Origin of the sequence: Stenotrophomonas sp. PA-6-5C (genome assembly GCF_021605635.1) — a bacterium.
GTDB classification, from domain to species: Bacteria; Pseudomonadota; Gammaproteobacteria; order Xanthomonadales; family Xanthomonadaceae; genus Stenotrophomonas; species Stenotrophomonas lactitubi.
On the sequence record NZ_WKEE01000046.1, the window covers coordinates 1 to 13,069 of the forward strand.

General features: G+C 66.8%; 12 protein-coding genes. 11 read left to right on the forward strand and 1 reads right to left on the reverse strand.

What is annotated here, in order from left to right; all coding sequences use genetic code 11:
- Positions 1-440: 440 nt before the first annotated feature.
- On the forward strand, positions 441-1,739 hold the full coding sequence (locus GIW57_RS17700; protein WP_223880159.1) for a replication-associated recombination protein A: 1,299 nt from the start codon (positions 441-443) through the stop codon (positions 1,737-1,739).
- Between the two features lie 87 nt (positions 1,740-1,826).
- The gene (locus tag GIW57_RS17705; protein ID WP_100465332.1) at positions 1,827-2,228 is read left to right on the forward strand and encodes a DUF805 domain-containing protein; all 402 of its coding nucleotides are present in this window, start codon (positions 1,827-1,829) and stop codon (positions 2,226-2,228) included.
- 84 nt (positions 2,229-2,312) lie between these two features.
- Here GIW57_RS17705 and GIW57_RS17710 read toward each other — a convergent pair whose 3' ends face one another.
- Entirely contained in the window at positions 2,313-2,687 is a 375-nt protein-coding gene (locus GIW57_RS17710) for a hypothetical protein (protein ID WP_100465333.1), read from the reverse strand.
- A gap of 271 nt (positions 2,688-2,958) precedes the next feature.
- On the opposite strand from GIW57_RS17710, the gene GIW57_RS17715 reads away from it, so the two are divergent.
- The 9 genes from GIW57_RS17715 (at position 2,959) to GIW57_RS17755 (ending at position 13,069) form a co-directional block, all read left to right on the forward strand.
- Complete coding sequence (locus GIW57_RS17715; protein ID WP_100465334.1) at positions 2,959-3,987, forward strand: alpha/beta hydrolase-fold protein; 1,029 nt, start codon at positions 2,959-2,961, stop codon at positions 3,985-3,987.
- 121 nt (positions 3,988-4,108) lie between these two features.
- Complete coding sequence (locus tag GIW57_RS17720; RefSeq protein WP_100465335.1) at positions 4,109-5,488, forward strand: ATP-binding protein; 1,380 nt, start codon at positions 4,109-4,111, stop codon at positions 5,486-5,488.
- A gap of 50 nt (positions 5,489-5,538) precedes the next feature.
- Positions 5,539-6,585: an ABC transporter substrate-binding protein gene (locus GIW57_RS17725; protein WP_236512176.1), complete on the forward strand. Its 1,047-nt coding sequence runs from the start codon at positions 5,539-5,541 to the stop codon at positions 6,583-6,585.
- Entirely contained in the window at positions 6,582-7,625 is a 1,044-nt protein-coding gene (locus GIW57_RS17730; protein ID WP_089241109.1) for an iron ABC transporter permease, read from the forward strand. The genes GIW57_RS17725 and GIW57_RS17730 overlap by 4 nt, the downstream gene beginning before the upstream one ends.
- Complete coding sequence (locus tag GIW57_RS17735) at positions 7,622-8,383, forward strand: heme ABC transporter ATP-binding protein (RefSeq protein ID WP_100465337.1); 762 nt, start codon at positions 7,622-7,624, stop codon at positions 8,381-8,383. The genes GIW57_RS17730 and GIW57_RS17735 overlap by 4 nt, the downstream gene beginning before the upstream one ends.
- Before the next feature lie 69 nt (positions 8,384-8,452).
- Positions 8,453-9,202 carry a hypothetical protein gene (locus tag GIW57_RS17740; RefSeq protein ID WP_236512178.1) on the forward strand — a complete coding sequence of 250 codons (750 nt, stop codon included), beginning with the start codon at positions 8,453-8,455 and terminating at the stop codon, positions 9,200-9,202.
- 399 nt (positions 9,203-9,601) lie between these two features.
- Positions 9,602-11,644 carry an elongation factor G gene (fusA, locus tag GIW57_RS17745; protein WP_236512180.1) on the forward strand — a complete coding sequence of 681 codons (2,043 nt, stop codon included), beginning with the start codon at positions 9,602-9,604 and terminating at the stop codon, positions 11,642-11,644.
- Between the two features lie 285 nt (positions 11,645-11,929).
- Entirely contained in the window at positions 11,930-12,202 is a 273-nt protein-coding gene (locus GIW57_RS17750) for a hypothetical protein (protein WP_025877210.1), read from the forward strand.
- 111 nt (positions 12,203-12,313) lie between these two features.
- Positions 12,314-13,069 carry a SapC family protein gene (locus GIW57_RS17755; protein ID WP_089241308.1) on the forward strand — a complete coding sequence of 252 codons (756 nt, stop codon included), beginning with the start codon at positions 12,314-12,316 and terminating at the stop codon, positions 13,067-13,069.

The following is a 13,069-nucleotide window of genomic DNA, read 5'->3' on the forward strand; positions in this document are numbered from 1 at the left end:
GGCCGGGATCTGGATCGTAGTACTCATGACCTGGGCCGAGGGCGGCAGCCAGGTAGTAGATGTCCGCGTCGACAGCGCAGCCGGCAACGAACTCAAGGACATTGGATTCGGGATCGCGCACGCGTAGGTCCTGGATGGTTGAGTTCCGAATTCTCGGTTGTTGGAGACGGCGCGTGGTGCTGAGGAGAGGTAAGCCTCGTTGAATCAGTGGCTTACCATTGGATTTGCTTCGGCGGTTACGGCCCATTTCCGACAGTTTCCGAGGTTGCCGGCCAGCGGCCGGCACTACCGTTCATGGTCCGCCGGGCAGGGCCCGGCGCTACCGCCCCTGGTAGGTGCCAACCTTGGTTGGCACGCTCTCGCGGTACAATGACCACGTGCCAAGACATCGCTCCACTTCATTCCCCGGTCCCGATCTGCTGAGTGTCGATCGGGAACACATGCGCCCGCTGGCCGAGCGCATGCGCCCCCGCACCCTGGACGAAATGGTCGGGCAGAAGCGTCTGCTGGCGCCGGAAAGCGCGCTGCGTCGCGCGGTCGAATCCGGTCGCGTGCATTCGATGATCCTGTGGGGGCCGCCCGGTTGCGGCAAGACCACGCTGGCGTTGCTGCTGGCTGAATACTCCGACGCCGAATTCCGTGCCATTTCCGCGGTGCTGTCCGGCCTGCCTGAGGTGCGCCAGGTACTGGCCGAAGCCGCGCAGCGCTTCGCCGAGGGCCGTCGCACGGTGCTGTTCGTCGACGAAGTGCATCGCTTCAACAAGGCGCAGCAGGATGCGTTCCTGCCGCATATCGAGCGCGGCACCATTCTGTTCGTCGGCGCCACCACCGAGAACCCCTCGTTCGAGCTGAACTCCGCGCTGCTGTCGCGTTGCCGCGTGCACGTGCTGGAAGGCGTCTCGCCGACCGACATCGTTGAAGCACTGGAACGTGCGTTGGGCGATCGTGAGCGTGGCCTTGGCGAGGAACACATCGAGGTTGCGCCGGAGCTGCTGCTGGAGATTGCCACTGCCGCCGATGGCGACGTGCGCCGTGCGCTGACCCTGCTGGAAATCGCCGCCGAACTGGCGGGCGGGGAGGGTGGTCGCATCACCCCGCAGACCCTCACCCAGGTGCTGGCTGACCGTACCCGTCGCTTCGACAAGGGCGGCGAGCAGTTCTACGACCAGATATCGGCGCTGCACAAGTCCGTGCGCAGCTCCAATCCCGACGCCGCGTTGTACTGGCTCACGCGCATGCTCGATGGTGGCTGTGATCCGTCGTATCTGGCACGGCGACTGACCCGCATGGCGATCGAAGACATCGGTCTGGCCGACCCGCGCGCGCAGAGCATGGCGCTGGAGGCGTGGGACATCTACGAGCGGCTGGGCAGCCCGGAAGGCGAGCTCGCCTTCGCCCAGCTGGTGCTGTACCTGGCCAGCACCGCCAAGTCGAATGCCGGCTATGCCGCCTTCAACCAGGCCAAGGCCGATGTGCGCGACAGCGGTACCGAAGAAGTGCCGCTGCACCTGCGCAATGCACCGACCAAGCTGATGAAGGAGCTGGGTTACGGCGCCGAGTACCAGTATGACCACGACGCCGAGGGTGGCATCGCGCTGGACCAGACCGGTTTCCCGGATGCGATGGGCGAGCGGGTGTACTACAACCCGGTGCCGCGCGGGCTGGAAATCAAGCTGAAGGAAAAGCTGGACCGGCTGCGCGCTGAGCGCGAGGCGGCGAGGGCGGCCAAGGGCGCATAGCCCGGTTCGCTTCATGCAAGGTTTCTCATTGCCCCGCCCGCCAGCATTTGGCAGACTGCGCGGCCCTGTTTTTCAAGGAACGATGCCGTGCAGGAAATGATTCTGCCGTTGAAGCGCTATGCCCAGTTCGAGGGGCGCGCCAACCGCCGCGAGTACTGGATGTTCCAGCTGTTCCTGTTGCTGGCAGCAACCGCGGTAGGCGTGATCGCGTTGACGGTGGCGCTCGTGGCTGGCCTCGTCCTGGAAGCCGATTCCAGCTGGATGGCCGGGATCACCATCGGGGCGCTGGCGCTGGTGGGTCTGCTCTGGCTGGCCACGATCGTGCCGCTTGTCGCAGTGACCGTGCGCCGCCTGCATGACTGCGGCCAGTCCGGCTGGCTGTATCTGCTGGCGTTGGTGCCGGGTGGTGGCCTGGTGATCCTGATTTTTGCGCTGTTGCCGGGCACGCCGCAGGACAACCCGTACGGCCCAGTGCCCGCTGGCCCCTGAGATCGCGGACATCGCCCTATACGACGAAGCCGGCCCAAGGCCGGCTTCGTTGTTTCTGCGAGGCCGTCGGCCGCGGCAAGTTGACTACTGCAGAACGCAGTCGCCCAGCGCCAGATAGTCCGATCCCGAGCTGAACTGCAGCGTGCAGCTGGCGGTGAAGGAAACGCCTTCCTCCATCGCTGCGAGCTTGGCGTTCTGCTCGTCATCGGAAGCGGTCAGGCGGGCCAGCACCTGGCCATCTTCGTCGCCAGCTTCCAGGACCGGTTCGCCCTGCAGGTTGCTGGAGGCGCCCAGGCTCACGGCCGTGAACTGCACGGTCTGGTTGAGCTCTTCCAGCCCGAGAGAGGAATAGCCAGCCTCTTCATAGGCCGAATACAGCCCGGCAAGGCTTGGCGCGGCGTGGCCGGCCAGCGGAGCGAGGAGGCCAACGGCAAGTGCGATCAGTGCTTTGTGCTTCAAGGTGTTCTCACAATCATGGGATCCGATCCCATGGCGGTTGTGGAGTTGGGGGGGCGGGGGCCAGGCAGGCACCCGCGAGGGCGGGGCGATTCCTGCGCCCCGATAGCACGGAAAGTAGATGAACACGGACTTCCGGCGCAAGCGCTGGCGCACACGTTGCCGCGCGCGTGATACACAGTGTGACGTTTGATCGATGTGATAATCATTCGCGTTTAAGGTAGACTGCGGTCCCTTGTGAACCGGTGGCCGTGTGCCGCTTTCGCCGTCACTGATGAAGTCTTCCGTCCTGCCACCGCGCCGTGGCCCGCTGGTATCCGGCCTGGCCACCTTGATGATGGGTCTGCTCCTGGCCACCCCGTACGCATACGCGCAGCAACGCAATCCGCTGCAGAAGATGGGCCAGACCGTGCTCGACGCACCCGCGGCCAGCTACCGCTTCGAGCGTTTCGTGATCGACAGCCCCGACCAGCAACGCCGCTGGCGGGTGAACGTCGCGATCCCGGCCAAGGCGTCCAAGGCCCCATCGCCGGTGCTGTACGCGCTGGACGGCAACGCCGTGGCAATGGTGCTGGACCAGCCGCTGCTGGCCGAGCTGGCCGCACGCAAGGCGCCACCGGTATTGGTGCTGATTGGCTACGACAACGATCTGCGCATCGATTCGGCTGCGCGCACCCGCGACTACACCGCGTGGATCGATCGCGCCGATGATGAAAGCGGCAGGACCCAGGCCGTCGGCGGCGGCGCAGCAGCGTTCCTGGACATGATCGAGCGCCGCATCAAGCCTGAAGTCGAGCGCCGCGCCAACATCGATCACCAGCAGCAGGCGCTGTGGGGTCACTCGCTTGGCGGCCTGTTCGTGCTCAGCAGCCTGTACACGCGCCCGGCCGCCTTCCAGTACTACCTCAGCGCCAGCCCGTCACTGTGGTGGAGCCAGGGCGCGCCGCTGGGCGACGTCGAGCAGCAGTTCGTGCAGAACGCACACGGTCAGCCCGCGAAGGTGTGGCTGATGCTCGGCGGTGCCGAGCGCATCGGCGACCGCGGCAAGCGCGACATGAGCAATCCGCGCGTGGTCGCGCATCTGCGCCGCATTGGTGGCGCCACCCCGGATGCAGCGATGCAGCTGTCCGAACGCTTGGACAAGGTGCCGGGGCTGAGTGTGCAGTACCGCGAGTTCCCCGGTCTCGGCCATGGCCCGATGCTGCCGGCGTCCTTCCACGCGGCCCTGCATGAGCTGTATGGCGTGACCAACCGCAGCGCCGGTGACGGCCAGCCAACCGGTGGTGACAACGCCGCCGAATGAATCCCTCGCACGGCAGTGCCGTGCGACCCCACTACCCAGGCGGACTGTCGATGTGCAGTGGCCAAGGCAACCGATGAATCCCGCGCCACGAGGCGCGGCCTACGTGTGCAAGGAGCCTTCCATGTCGTTCCGTCCGTCTTTCCGCCTCACTTCCCTGGCTGCCGGCCTGCTGCTGGCAGTGACCGCCACCGCACAGCCGGTGTTCGACCAGCCGGTCAGCGCCACCTTCAAGGGCCAGGTTGTCTCACGCGGTGAGAACGTGGTTCCCGGCAGCACCGCCGATGTCACCGGCCGCGGCTTCGTGCCGGGCCAGCAGGTCAGCCTGCTGCGTGGCGATACCGTGCTCAACAGCCAGCCGGTGGTGGTCGATGCCGATGGCAACTTCAAGACCCAGCTGGCCATTCCGGCCGACGCGGTGCCGGGCACCCACCCGGTGGTGGTGCGCGCCAGCCAGCCGGCCGCCGCAACCGTGCTGAAGCTGCGCGTGTCGCCGCAGCTGCCGCTGTCGGGCCAGGCGCAGTTCGCCACCCAGTCCAACAAGCTGGTGCCGGGCCTGTACCAGTCGGCCTACAGCGCCGCCAGCAACGCAGTGTTCGTGACCTCGGCCGTCGGCCGCCCGCCGGTCACCCAGTCGCAGCTGCTGAAGCTGGACCCGAAGTCGCTGAAGGTGACCAAGGCCATCACCCCGGCGCAGGTGCCGGGCAGCACCAACGGTGCGGTATTCGCGGTGTATGGCGTGGGCGTGGATGATGCCAATGGCAACGTCTGGGTCAGCAATACCCGCCAGGACACTGTGGCCGTCTATCGCCAGGCGGATCTGTCGCTGGTCCACCAGTTCCCGGTCGGTACCGTGCCGCACGCCCGCGACGTCGTGGTCGACAGCACGCACGGCAAGGTGTTCGCCTCGGCCACCGGCGAAGATCATCTGTCGGTGTTCGACGCGAAGACGCTGAAGGCGCTGGAGCCGATCACCCTGGCCTCCGGCGTGGACGACGAGAAGTTCGTGCCGATGAGCCTGGTGCTGGATGAGCCCAGCGGCAAGCTGTTCACGGTCAGCATCGGTACGCCGGAAGCGGCGGTGATCGATGTGGCCAGCGGCAAGGTCGAGAAGGTGATCGACCTGGGCAATTCGATCAGCGCCTCGGGCGTGGCCTTCGATGCCCAGCGCAACCGCCTCTACGTGGCCTCGCAGGGCACCGACAACCTGCTGATCGTCGACGTGGCCAGCGGCAAGGTCGTGCACGACGTGCCGGTCGGCGCCGGTGCACTGAACGTGGCCTTCGATGCGAAGAGCGGCCTGGCCTACGTCACCAACCGCGGCGCCGGCACGGTCACCGCGGTTGATCGTGATGGCAAGGTGGTCGGTAACCTCGATGGCGGCACCTTCCCCAACCACGTCCGCGCCGATGGCAAGGGCAATGTCTTCGCCGTGAACAAGTCGCGTGGTGCTGAAGATCCGAAGGGTGACCGCATCACCCGCATCAGCGTGCGCCAGCCGTAAGTCACAGGGCAGGGCGGCACCCCGCCGCCCTGCCAGCAAGGAGAACCTGCATGAACATCGCTTCCCGCCTGCGCCTGTGCGCGCTCCCGCTTGCCGTTTCCTTGGTGCTGGCCGCCTGTGGCGACAAGGCGGCGCCGTCTTCGGGCAACCCCGACGCTGCTGCGCCGGCCACCGCCACCGCCGAGGCCGGGGCACTGCCCGCAGGCTGGCAGCGGGTGGCGGGCAATGACGTGCCGACCCTGCCGGGGCAGCGGGCGGTGTTGCCGACCAAGGTCCAGTCCGACGATGGCGCCGGTGTGGAAGTGGACGACACCAGTCGGATCATTGCCGGCGGCGACGACATCATCGCGGTGATCGAAGCGCTGGGGCTGGGCAAGCAGGTGTTCGCCGCGCCGACCAACACCACCACCCAGGCAGGCCTGGCTGCACCGCACCAGTTCCTGTTCAACCGAACGACCGGCGTGGAAGGCGTGCTGAGCCTGCAGGGCTCGCTTTTCATCGGCAACAGCCTGCGTCGCCACACCGAGCTGGCAAAGAAGCTGCGCGAAGTGGGCGAGCCTGCGGTAGTGATCGATGACCTGCAGCCGGCACCGGACAAGGTGCGCAAGATCGCCGCCGTGCTTGGCGTGGCCGATGCGGGGCAGACTTTGGCCACCCAGGTGCAGCGTCAGCTGGATGAGGCTGCCGCTATCGGCAAGGGTCTGGGGCATGCGCCGCGGGTGATCCATGTGTCGGCAACGGGCGCAGGTGGTGCGCCGACCGTGGCCGGCGCCGACAGCGCATCGGCCAAGCTGATTGCACTGGCAGGTGGCATCAACATCGGCACCGAGGCCGGCGTGGCCAACTATTCGCAGCTGAGCAACGAAGGCGTGGTCGCGGCGGCACCGGAGGTGATTCTGGTGACCGAGCATGACCTGCAGTTGTTCGGCGGCGCCGAGGGCCTGTGGAAGGCCTATCCGACGCTGAAACAGACCCCGGCCGGACAGGTCAACCGGGTCTGGGTGATGCCGGATGCGCAGCTGAAGTACGCCAGCATCGGTTCCGGTGCGGGCGCGTTGGCCCTGGCCCAGGCGCTGGCGGCGCTGCCGAAGGCATGAGTCCTGCGGATCGACGCCGCCGTCGCGGGCGGACGATGTTGTTGATTGCGCTGGTCGCGCTGCTGGGTGCGGTGCTGGCGTCGTTCGCCGTGGGACCGCTGCGGCTGCCGCCGCTGGAAGTGATGCAGGCGCTGGCGGTGAAGCTGGGCCTGCTGGATCCGCAATCGGTCAGCAGCCGTGACCTGGCCGTGGTGTGGCAGCTGCGCATTCCGCGTGCGCTGCTCGGTGCCATGGTGGGGGCAGCGCTGGCGATGGCCGGTGCCAGCCTGCAGGGACTGTTCGGCAATCCGCTGGCCGATCCGGGCATTGTCGGTGTCAGCCAGGGTGCTGCATTGGGCGCAGTGGCGGCGATCGTGCTCGGTGCCGCGGGTGCAGCCGGCTGGCTGGTGCCGGTGGCGGCGTTCGGTGGCGGTGCCGCCGCGATCGGGCTGACCTACGCGCTGGCACGGCCGGGGAAGGGCAGTGGCAATGCGACGCTGTTGCTGGTGGGCATTGCGATGGCCGCGTTCTGCTCGGCGTTGATCGGTTTCCTGACCTACATCGCCAACGAAAGCGAACTGCAATCGCTGGTGTTCTGGCAGATGGGCTCGTTGGCGCGGGCGAACTGGGCTGATGTGGTGGCGGTGTTGCCGCTGTTTGCCATCGGTGCGTTCGCGCTGCAGCGCTTGGCCACGCCGCTGGACATGCTGGCGCTGGGCGAGCGCCAGGCGCAGCACCTGGGGCTGGATGTCGCACGTACACGACGCCTGCTGGTGGCGTTCAGTGCGCTGTTGGTGGGCTCTGCGGTGGCATTCGCCGGTTCGATCAGCTTTGTCGGCCTGGTGGTGCCGCACGTGGCACGCCTGCTGGTCGGCCCGGGCCATCGCTGGCTGCTGCCGCTGTCGGGCCTGCTGGGCGCGCTGCTGATCGTGGTGGCAGACACTGCTGCACGCACACTAGACCCGCCTGCCGAGATTCCTCTGGGCCTGTTCTCTGCTGCGCTGGGCGCGCCGTTCTTCCTGTGGCTGGTGCTGCAGCAGCGTCGCAAGGCGGCCGCATGAGCGCTTTTCTGCAATTGCGCGACGTGGTGGTGCGCCGCCAGCAGCGCGAGATCCTGCATGGCATCACCCTCGCATTCCAGCCGGGCACGGTGACCGCGCTGGTGGGGCCCAATGGCGCCGGCAAGTCCACCCTGCTGGGTGTGGCGGCTGGCGATCTGCGCGCCGACGGTGGCGACGTGCATCTGCACGGACGCCCATTGCGCGACTACAAGGCCGGGCCCTTGGCGTGCGAGCGCGCGGTGATGCCGCAGGAACATGGCGTGCGCTTCGCCTTCAGCGTGGAAGAAGTCGTGGCAATGGGGCGCCTGCCGCATCCACCGGACCCGCAGGTGGACGATGCGCAGGTGGAACGCGCGATCGACGCCGCCGAACTGCAGGCACTTCGCCTGCGCGAAGTGCAGCAGCTGTCGGGCGGTGAATCGGCGCGGACCACCTTCGCCCGCGTGCTGGCACAGGACACGCCCTTGCTGCTGCTGGATGAGCCCACGGCTGCGCTGGATCTGCGCCACCAGGAGCGCACCCTGCGCAGCGTGCGTGCCTGCGCCGAAGCGGGCGCCTGCGTGATCGTGGTCCTGCATGACCTCAATCTGGCAGCCGGGTACTCCGATCGCATCGTGCTGCTGGAGCAGGGCAGGGTGGCCGCTGACGGCATGCCATCGGAGGTGCTGACCGAGGCCAACCTGCAGCGCGTCTACCAGCAGGACGTGGTGGTGCTGCAGCATCCGCGCCGCGGTGTGCCGTTGGTGGTGGTTACCTGAGGCGAAGCGGGCACGCCAGGCTGTGCCGCGTATCATGTGCGGCTCGATTTTTTGCAAAGGAATGGCCTGATGAATCTCTCTCGCCCGCGTTGCGCGCTGTTTTTCGCCTTGATCGGCGTTGTCGGCGCCGCAAGCGCCGCTGCGACCAGCAAGGTCTCGCTGATGACTGCATCCGAGCAGGCGTCGCTGATCGAGACGCGGCATTCGACCGGCGAGGGTGCCGTGGTTTCATCGTTCACCACCGAGTACTTCGGCAATGGTGAGATCGGCATGGCCTGGGAGGACAAGCGTGTGCTGCTGTTGTGCAAGAAAGCGGCCTATCTCAACCTGCCTGGCATGAAGCCGGACGCCAGCAAGCTGTCGGTCGAACAGCGGCAGATGGTGGCCTACGAGGCGATGATGGCTGGCTTCGGCGGCATTGCCGCGCTGGGCGCGGTCACTGGCGAGTCGATCGAGGTTGCCGATGACGGCACCGAAACGCGTCGCCCCGGTGAATCCACGTGGGCCTACGGCGTGGAGCGCTACGAGGTGGCCACCCAGCGCATGCCGGACGGCGCCCTGCGTGTGCGCGTGCGCAAGCAGGCGACGGTCAACAACGCAAAGCCGGCCTCGCCGGGCGACACCTTCAGTACCGATGAAGACCAGGCCGCGCGCCTGGCTGAGCTGGCACCCACCGGCAGCTGGACCGAAGTGCTGATCCATGGCGGGCCGCGCAAACCGCGCACCGACCCGGCGATGTCTCTGAAGGGCTGGGTGTCGACCGTAGAGCAGCATGCGGCGACCGTGGGGGATGCCCGCCGTCTGCACGACTGCAAGTAAAGCGCCTGCTGACCTGGGTTGCAGCCACCCATGGGGTGGCTCCACTTTGGGGCTCATTGTTCCATCCGTGTGCGCAATATTCACTTGCGCGCCAGATTCACAGGTCTAGAATGCGCCGCATGAACCGGATGCCGCTCCTGAAGTTTTTCACCCTGACCCGCGCAAGCGCGGAACGGGCGTGTCTGCCTGGAGCCCCACGAGGCCGCTGATCGCAGCCTTCGCTGGACCATCCACAGAGCGCCCTCCGGGGCGCTCTTTTCGTTTTCGCCCTCCCTCCACCCGCTGCACCGCAAGGAGAACGTGCCATGCACCAGATCGCCGAGACCGAACGCCAGCCGCACACCCTGTAGCCAACCGGGGTGTGCGGCCCCCGAAGTTGGCCCAGCAGGAACCCATCTCATGAACACCAACACCCAGACGCTGTCGCGTCTTCGCAACCTCGGCATCATTGCCCACATCGACGCTGGCAAAACCACGCTTACCGAACGCCTTCTGTGGAAGACCGGCGAGATCCACCGCGTCGGTGAAGTGCACGATGGCAATGCGACCACCGACTTCTCGGCGATCGAACGCGAGCGTGGCATCACCATCGGCGCCGCTGCCGTGCACGCACAATGGGCGCCGCGCGATCTGCCGTTGCATCAGCTGACCCTGATCGACACCCCCGGCCACATCGACTTCGCCATCGAAGTCGAGCGCTCGCTGCGCGTGCTCGACGGTGCCGTGGCCGTGTTCTCGGCCGTGGACGGCGTGCAGCCGCAATCGGAAACCGTGTGGCGCCAAGCGCGCCGGCATGGCGTGCCGCTGATTGCGTTCGTCAACAAGATGGACCGCATCGGCGCCTCGTTCGAGCGCGTGCTGGAGCAGCTGCAGGACAGGCTGCGGGCGCGACCCTGGGCGTTGGGGGTGCCGTTGGGCAGTGAAGGTGACTTCCATGGCTGGGTCGACCTGGTCGATGGTCGCGTGCTGCACTGGCAGGACGGAGGCGCGGCGACGGTGACGGCATGGAGCGACGCCGAGCGCGCGCAGTGGCAGCCGCAGCGCAATGCGCTGGTCGAGGCCGTGGCCGATCATGACGATGTGCTGGCAACGGCGTGGCTGGAAGGCCGTGACATCGACGCGGCGATGCTGCGCGCAGCGATCCGTCGCGCGACGTTGGCCGGTGCTGGCGTGCCGGTACTGGCCGGTGCTGCCTTCAAGGACAAGGGCATCGAAACACTGCTGGATGCGGTGGTCGATTACCTGCCGTCGCCGCTGGATCGTCCTGCCGTTAGCGCTGAAAGCGAGGGCGGCGACGTCCTGCTGCCGCCGGACCCGGACGGCCCGTTGGCGGGCCTGCTGTTCAAGATCACCCACCAGCAGCACGGCGCGTTGAGCTTCGTGCGGCTGTACTCGGGCACCTTGAAGGTGGGCGACAACGTGGCCAGCTCGCAGCACCCGCAAGGGCGCCGCATCAGCCGGCTGGTACGCATGCAGGCCGACCAGACCCAGGACATCGGGCAGGCCGTGGCCGGCGACATCGTTGCAGTGCTGGGCTGGAAGGATGCGGTCAGCGGTGAAACGCTGAGCGGGCGAGGGCAGCCGTTGCTTCTGGAGAGCATCCAGGCGCAGGCCCCGGTGCTGGCGTGGCGGCTGGAGCCGGCACGTGCGGCCGACCTGATCCGATTGGCACAAGGCCTGGCCAGCCTGGCCCAGGAAGATCCCTCGTTCCGGGTGGAAACCGATGGCGACACCGGTGAAACCCTGGCCTGGGGCATGGGCGAGCTGCACCTGGAGGTGATGGTCGAGCGCCTGCGCAGCGAATGGAAGCTGGATATCGGTATTGGCGCGCCGCGCGTGGCGTACCAGGAGACACCGCAGCGTGCCGTTGAAGGTGTGGTTGGGCGGCTGGTCAAGCAGACCGGTGGCCAGGGCCAGTTCGCGCACGTGGTGCTGGATGTGGCGCCGCGCGACGACGGCGAGGTCGTGTTCAATGACCGCATCGTTGGTGGCGTGGTTCCGCGCAACTTCATCGCTGCGGTGGAGAAGGGCGTTCGTGCCGCGCTGTCGGAAGGCCCTCAGGGCCATCCGGTGGTCGGCATCGAAGTCAGCCTGGTGGATGGCCAGACCCACGCGAAGGATTCGTCGGAGATGGCGTTCCATCGCGCCGGCAGCGAGGGCATCAAGGCCGCGCTCGCTGCCAGCGGCACGCAGTTGCTGGAGCCGGTGATGGCGGTCACGGTGCATTCGCCGTCCGCCTCGGTGGGTGACGTGGTGGGCGATCTGAATCGTCGCCATGGCCGTATCGCCCGCATCGACGACCAGGACGGTCGCGCCGAAGTCAGCGGGTTCGCGCCGCTGGCGCAGCTGGTCGGTTACACGACCTCGCTGCGTTCGCTGAGCCAGGGACGGGCCAGCAGCGAATCGCATCTGCATGGCTACGAGCCGGTGCGTGCGTCGTAAGGAAGGAGCAGGGGAGCCCGTTCGCGGGCTCCCCTTTTTTGTGTTCTGGCGGGGCCCGTATCCACGCATGGCGTGGACCCACCGATCTTGTATTGGCGTGGCCGTATCCACGCATGGCGTGGATCTCCCCAAGGAAGTAGATCCACGCCATGCGTGGATGGGTGTCATCCGTGCGCCACGCACCTGCACTGCATTGCAACAAATCTGCAGAAAAAGCTGGATTAAAGTGATGCCTCACGATAAATTGCGCACCCCCCGTTGCTTGCCGCCGCCCGCACCCTGCCCATGCGTGATGACAATGATCCCGGAACCCTGGAGCTGACCCTGCCGCGCAAACGCGGTCGGCCGCCCAAGTTCGGGTACGCAATGAGCGACGCACAGCGGGCCGCACGCTATCGGGCGCGGCGCGCAGGGCAGGCCAACCACGCCGACGTGCGGCACTGCAGCGACATGGTCCTGCTGGACAAGATCCGCGCGGCGGTCAGTGCGCGCGACACCGAATTGGCCGGTTTTCTGGTCCACGTTCTGTGGCAGCGCTACCCGTTGCAGCTGAAATAAGTTGGTCGCGGGGTGGCCGTTGTCACCTGCCTTGTTGATAATGCGGGATTCAGGTTGTTCCCGCTGGCGCGCCCGGGATGGCAGGCGCGCATGATCGACATGGTTTCCACGATGACCACCACCAGCGACACCACCACCGAAGCTGCGCCGAGCAGCGCGCCCTTGTTCTACACCCGTCCGGTGCCGCTGCAGGCAGACCTGCACGCCGATCTGCGCATCCTGCCGGGCAAGCTCGAATTCGCTGCCAGCAGCAACTCGATCCCGCTGGTGCTGGGCGAATTCTCGCTGGCGCTGCACCACTTCCCGATCCTGTTCGCAGGCCCGAGCGCAGTGCCGATGGCCGCCGTGGGTGTGACCACCGACAACCTGTTCATCACCGATGGCCTGTGGGATGACGAGACCTACATCCCGGCCTACCTGCGCCGCCATCCCTTCATCTTCATCGATACCGGCGCGGACAATGACTTCCTGCTCGGCATCGACGAAGACAGCCCGCGCATCGTCCGTGGCGGCGAAGAAGGCCAGCCGCTGTTCGTCGATGGCAAGGCCACCGACATGGTGCAGCAGGCGCTCGAGTTCTGCGGCCAGTTCACCCGCGAGCACGAACAGACCCAGGCGTTCTCCAAGGCGCTGGTCGACAATGGCCTGCTGGTCGAGCGCAATGCCACCGTGCGCCTGCCTGATGGTCGTGAGTTCAACCTCAACGGCTTCTTCGTGGTCGACGTGGAGAAGTTCATCGCGCTTCCGGACGCGACCGTCGTCGAATGGCACCGCAACGGCTGGCTGGCGCTGATCCACCAGCACCTGATGTCGCTGGGTCGCTTCAACGACCTGACCCGCCGCCAGGCGGGCCGCAACGCTGCCTGA

Bases quoted from the DNA above. Each gene is read 5' to 3' on its own strand.
- GIW57_RS17740 (WP_236512178.1), top strand. From the start codon at position 8,453: ATGAATCTCTCTCGCCCGCGTTGCGCGCTGTTTTTCGCCTTGATCGGC.
- GIW57_RS17725 (WP_236512176.1), top strand. From the start codon at position 5,539: ATGAACATCGCTTCCCGCCTGCGCCTGTGCGCGCTCCCGCTTGCCGTT.
- GIW57_RS17735 (WP_100465337.1), top strand. From the start codon at position 7,622: ATGAGCGCTTTTCTGCAATTGCGCGACGTGGTGGTGCGCCGCCAGCAG.
- fusA (WP_236512180.1), top strand. From the start codon at position 9,602: ATGAACACCAACACCCAGACGCTGTCGCGTCTTCGCAACCTCGGCATC.
- GIW57_RS17730 (WP_089241109.1), top strand. From the start codon at position 6,582: ATGAGTCCTGCGGATCGACGCCGCCGTCGCGGGCGGACGATGTTGTTG.
- GIW57_RS17715 (WP_100465334.1), top strand. From the start codon at position 2,959: ATGAAGTCTTCCGTCCTGCCACCGCGCCGTGGCCCGCTGGTATCCGGC.
- GIW57_RS17750 (WP_025877210.1), top strand. From the start codon at position 11,930: ATGCGTGATGACAATGATCCCGGAACCCTGGAGCTGACCCTGCCGCGC.
- GIW57_RS17720 (WP_100465335.1), top strand. From the start codon at position 4,109: ATGTCGTTCCGTCCGTCTTTCCGCCTCACTTCCCTGGCTGCCGGCCTG.
- GIW57_RS17755 (WP_089241308.1), top strand. From the start codon at position 12,314: ATGACCACCACCAGCGACACCACCACCGAAGCTGCGCCGAGCAGCGCG.
- GIW57_RS17700 (WP_223880159.1), top strand. From the start codon at position 441: ATGCGCCCGCTGGCCGAGCGCATGCGCCCCCGCACCCTGGACGAAATG.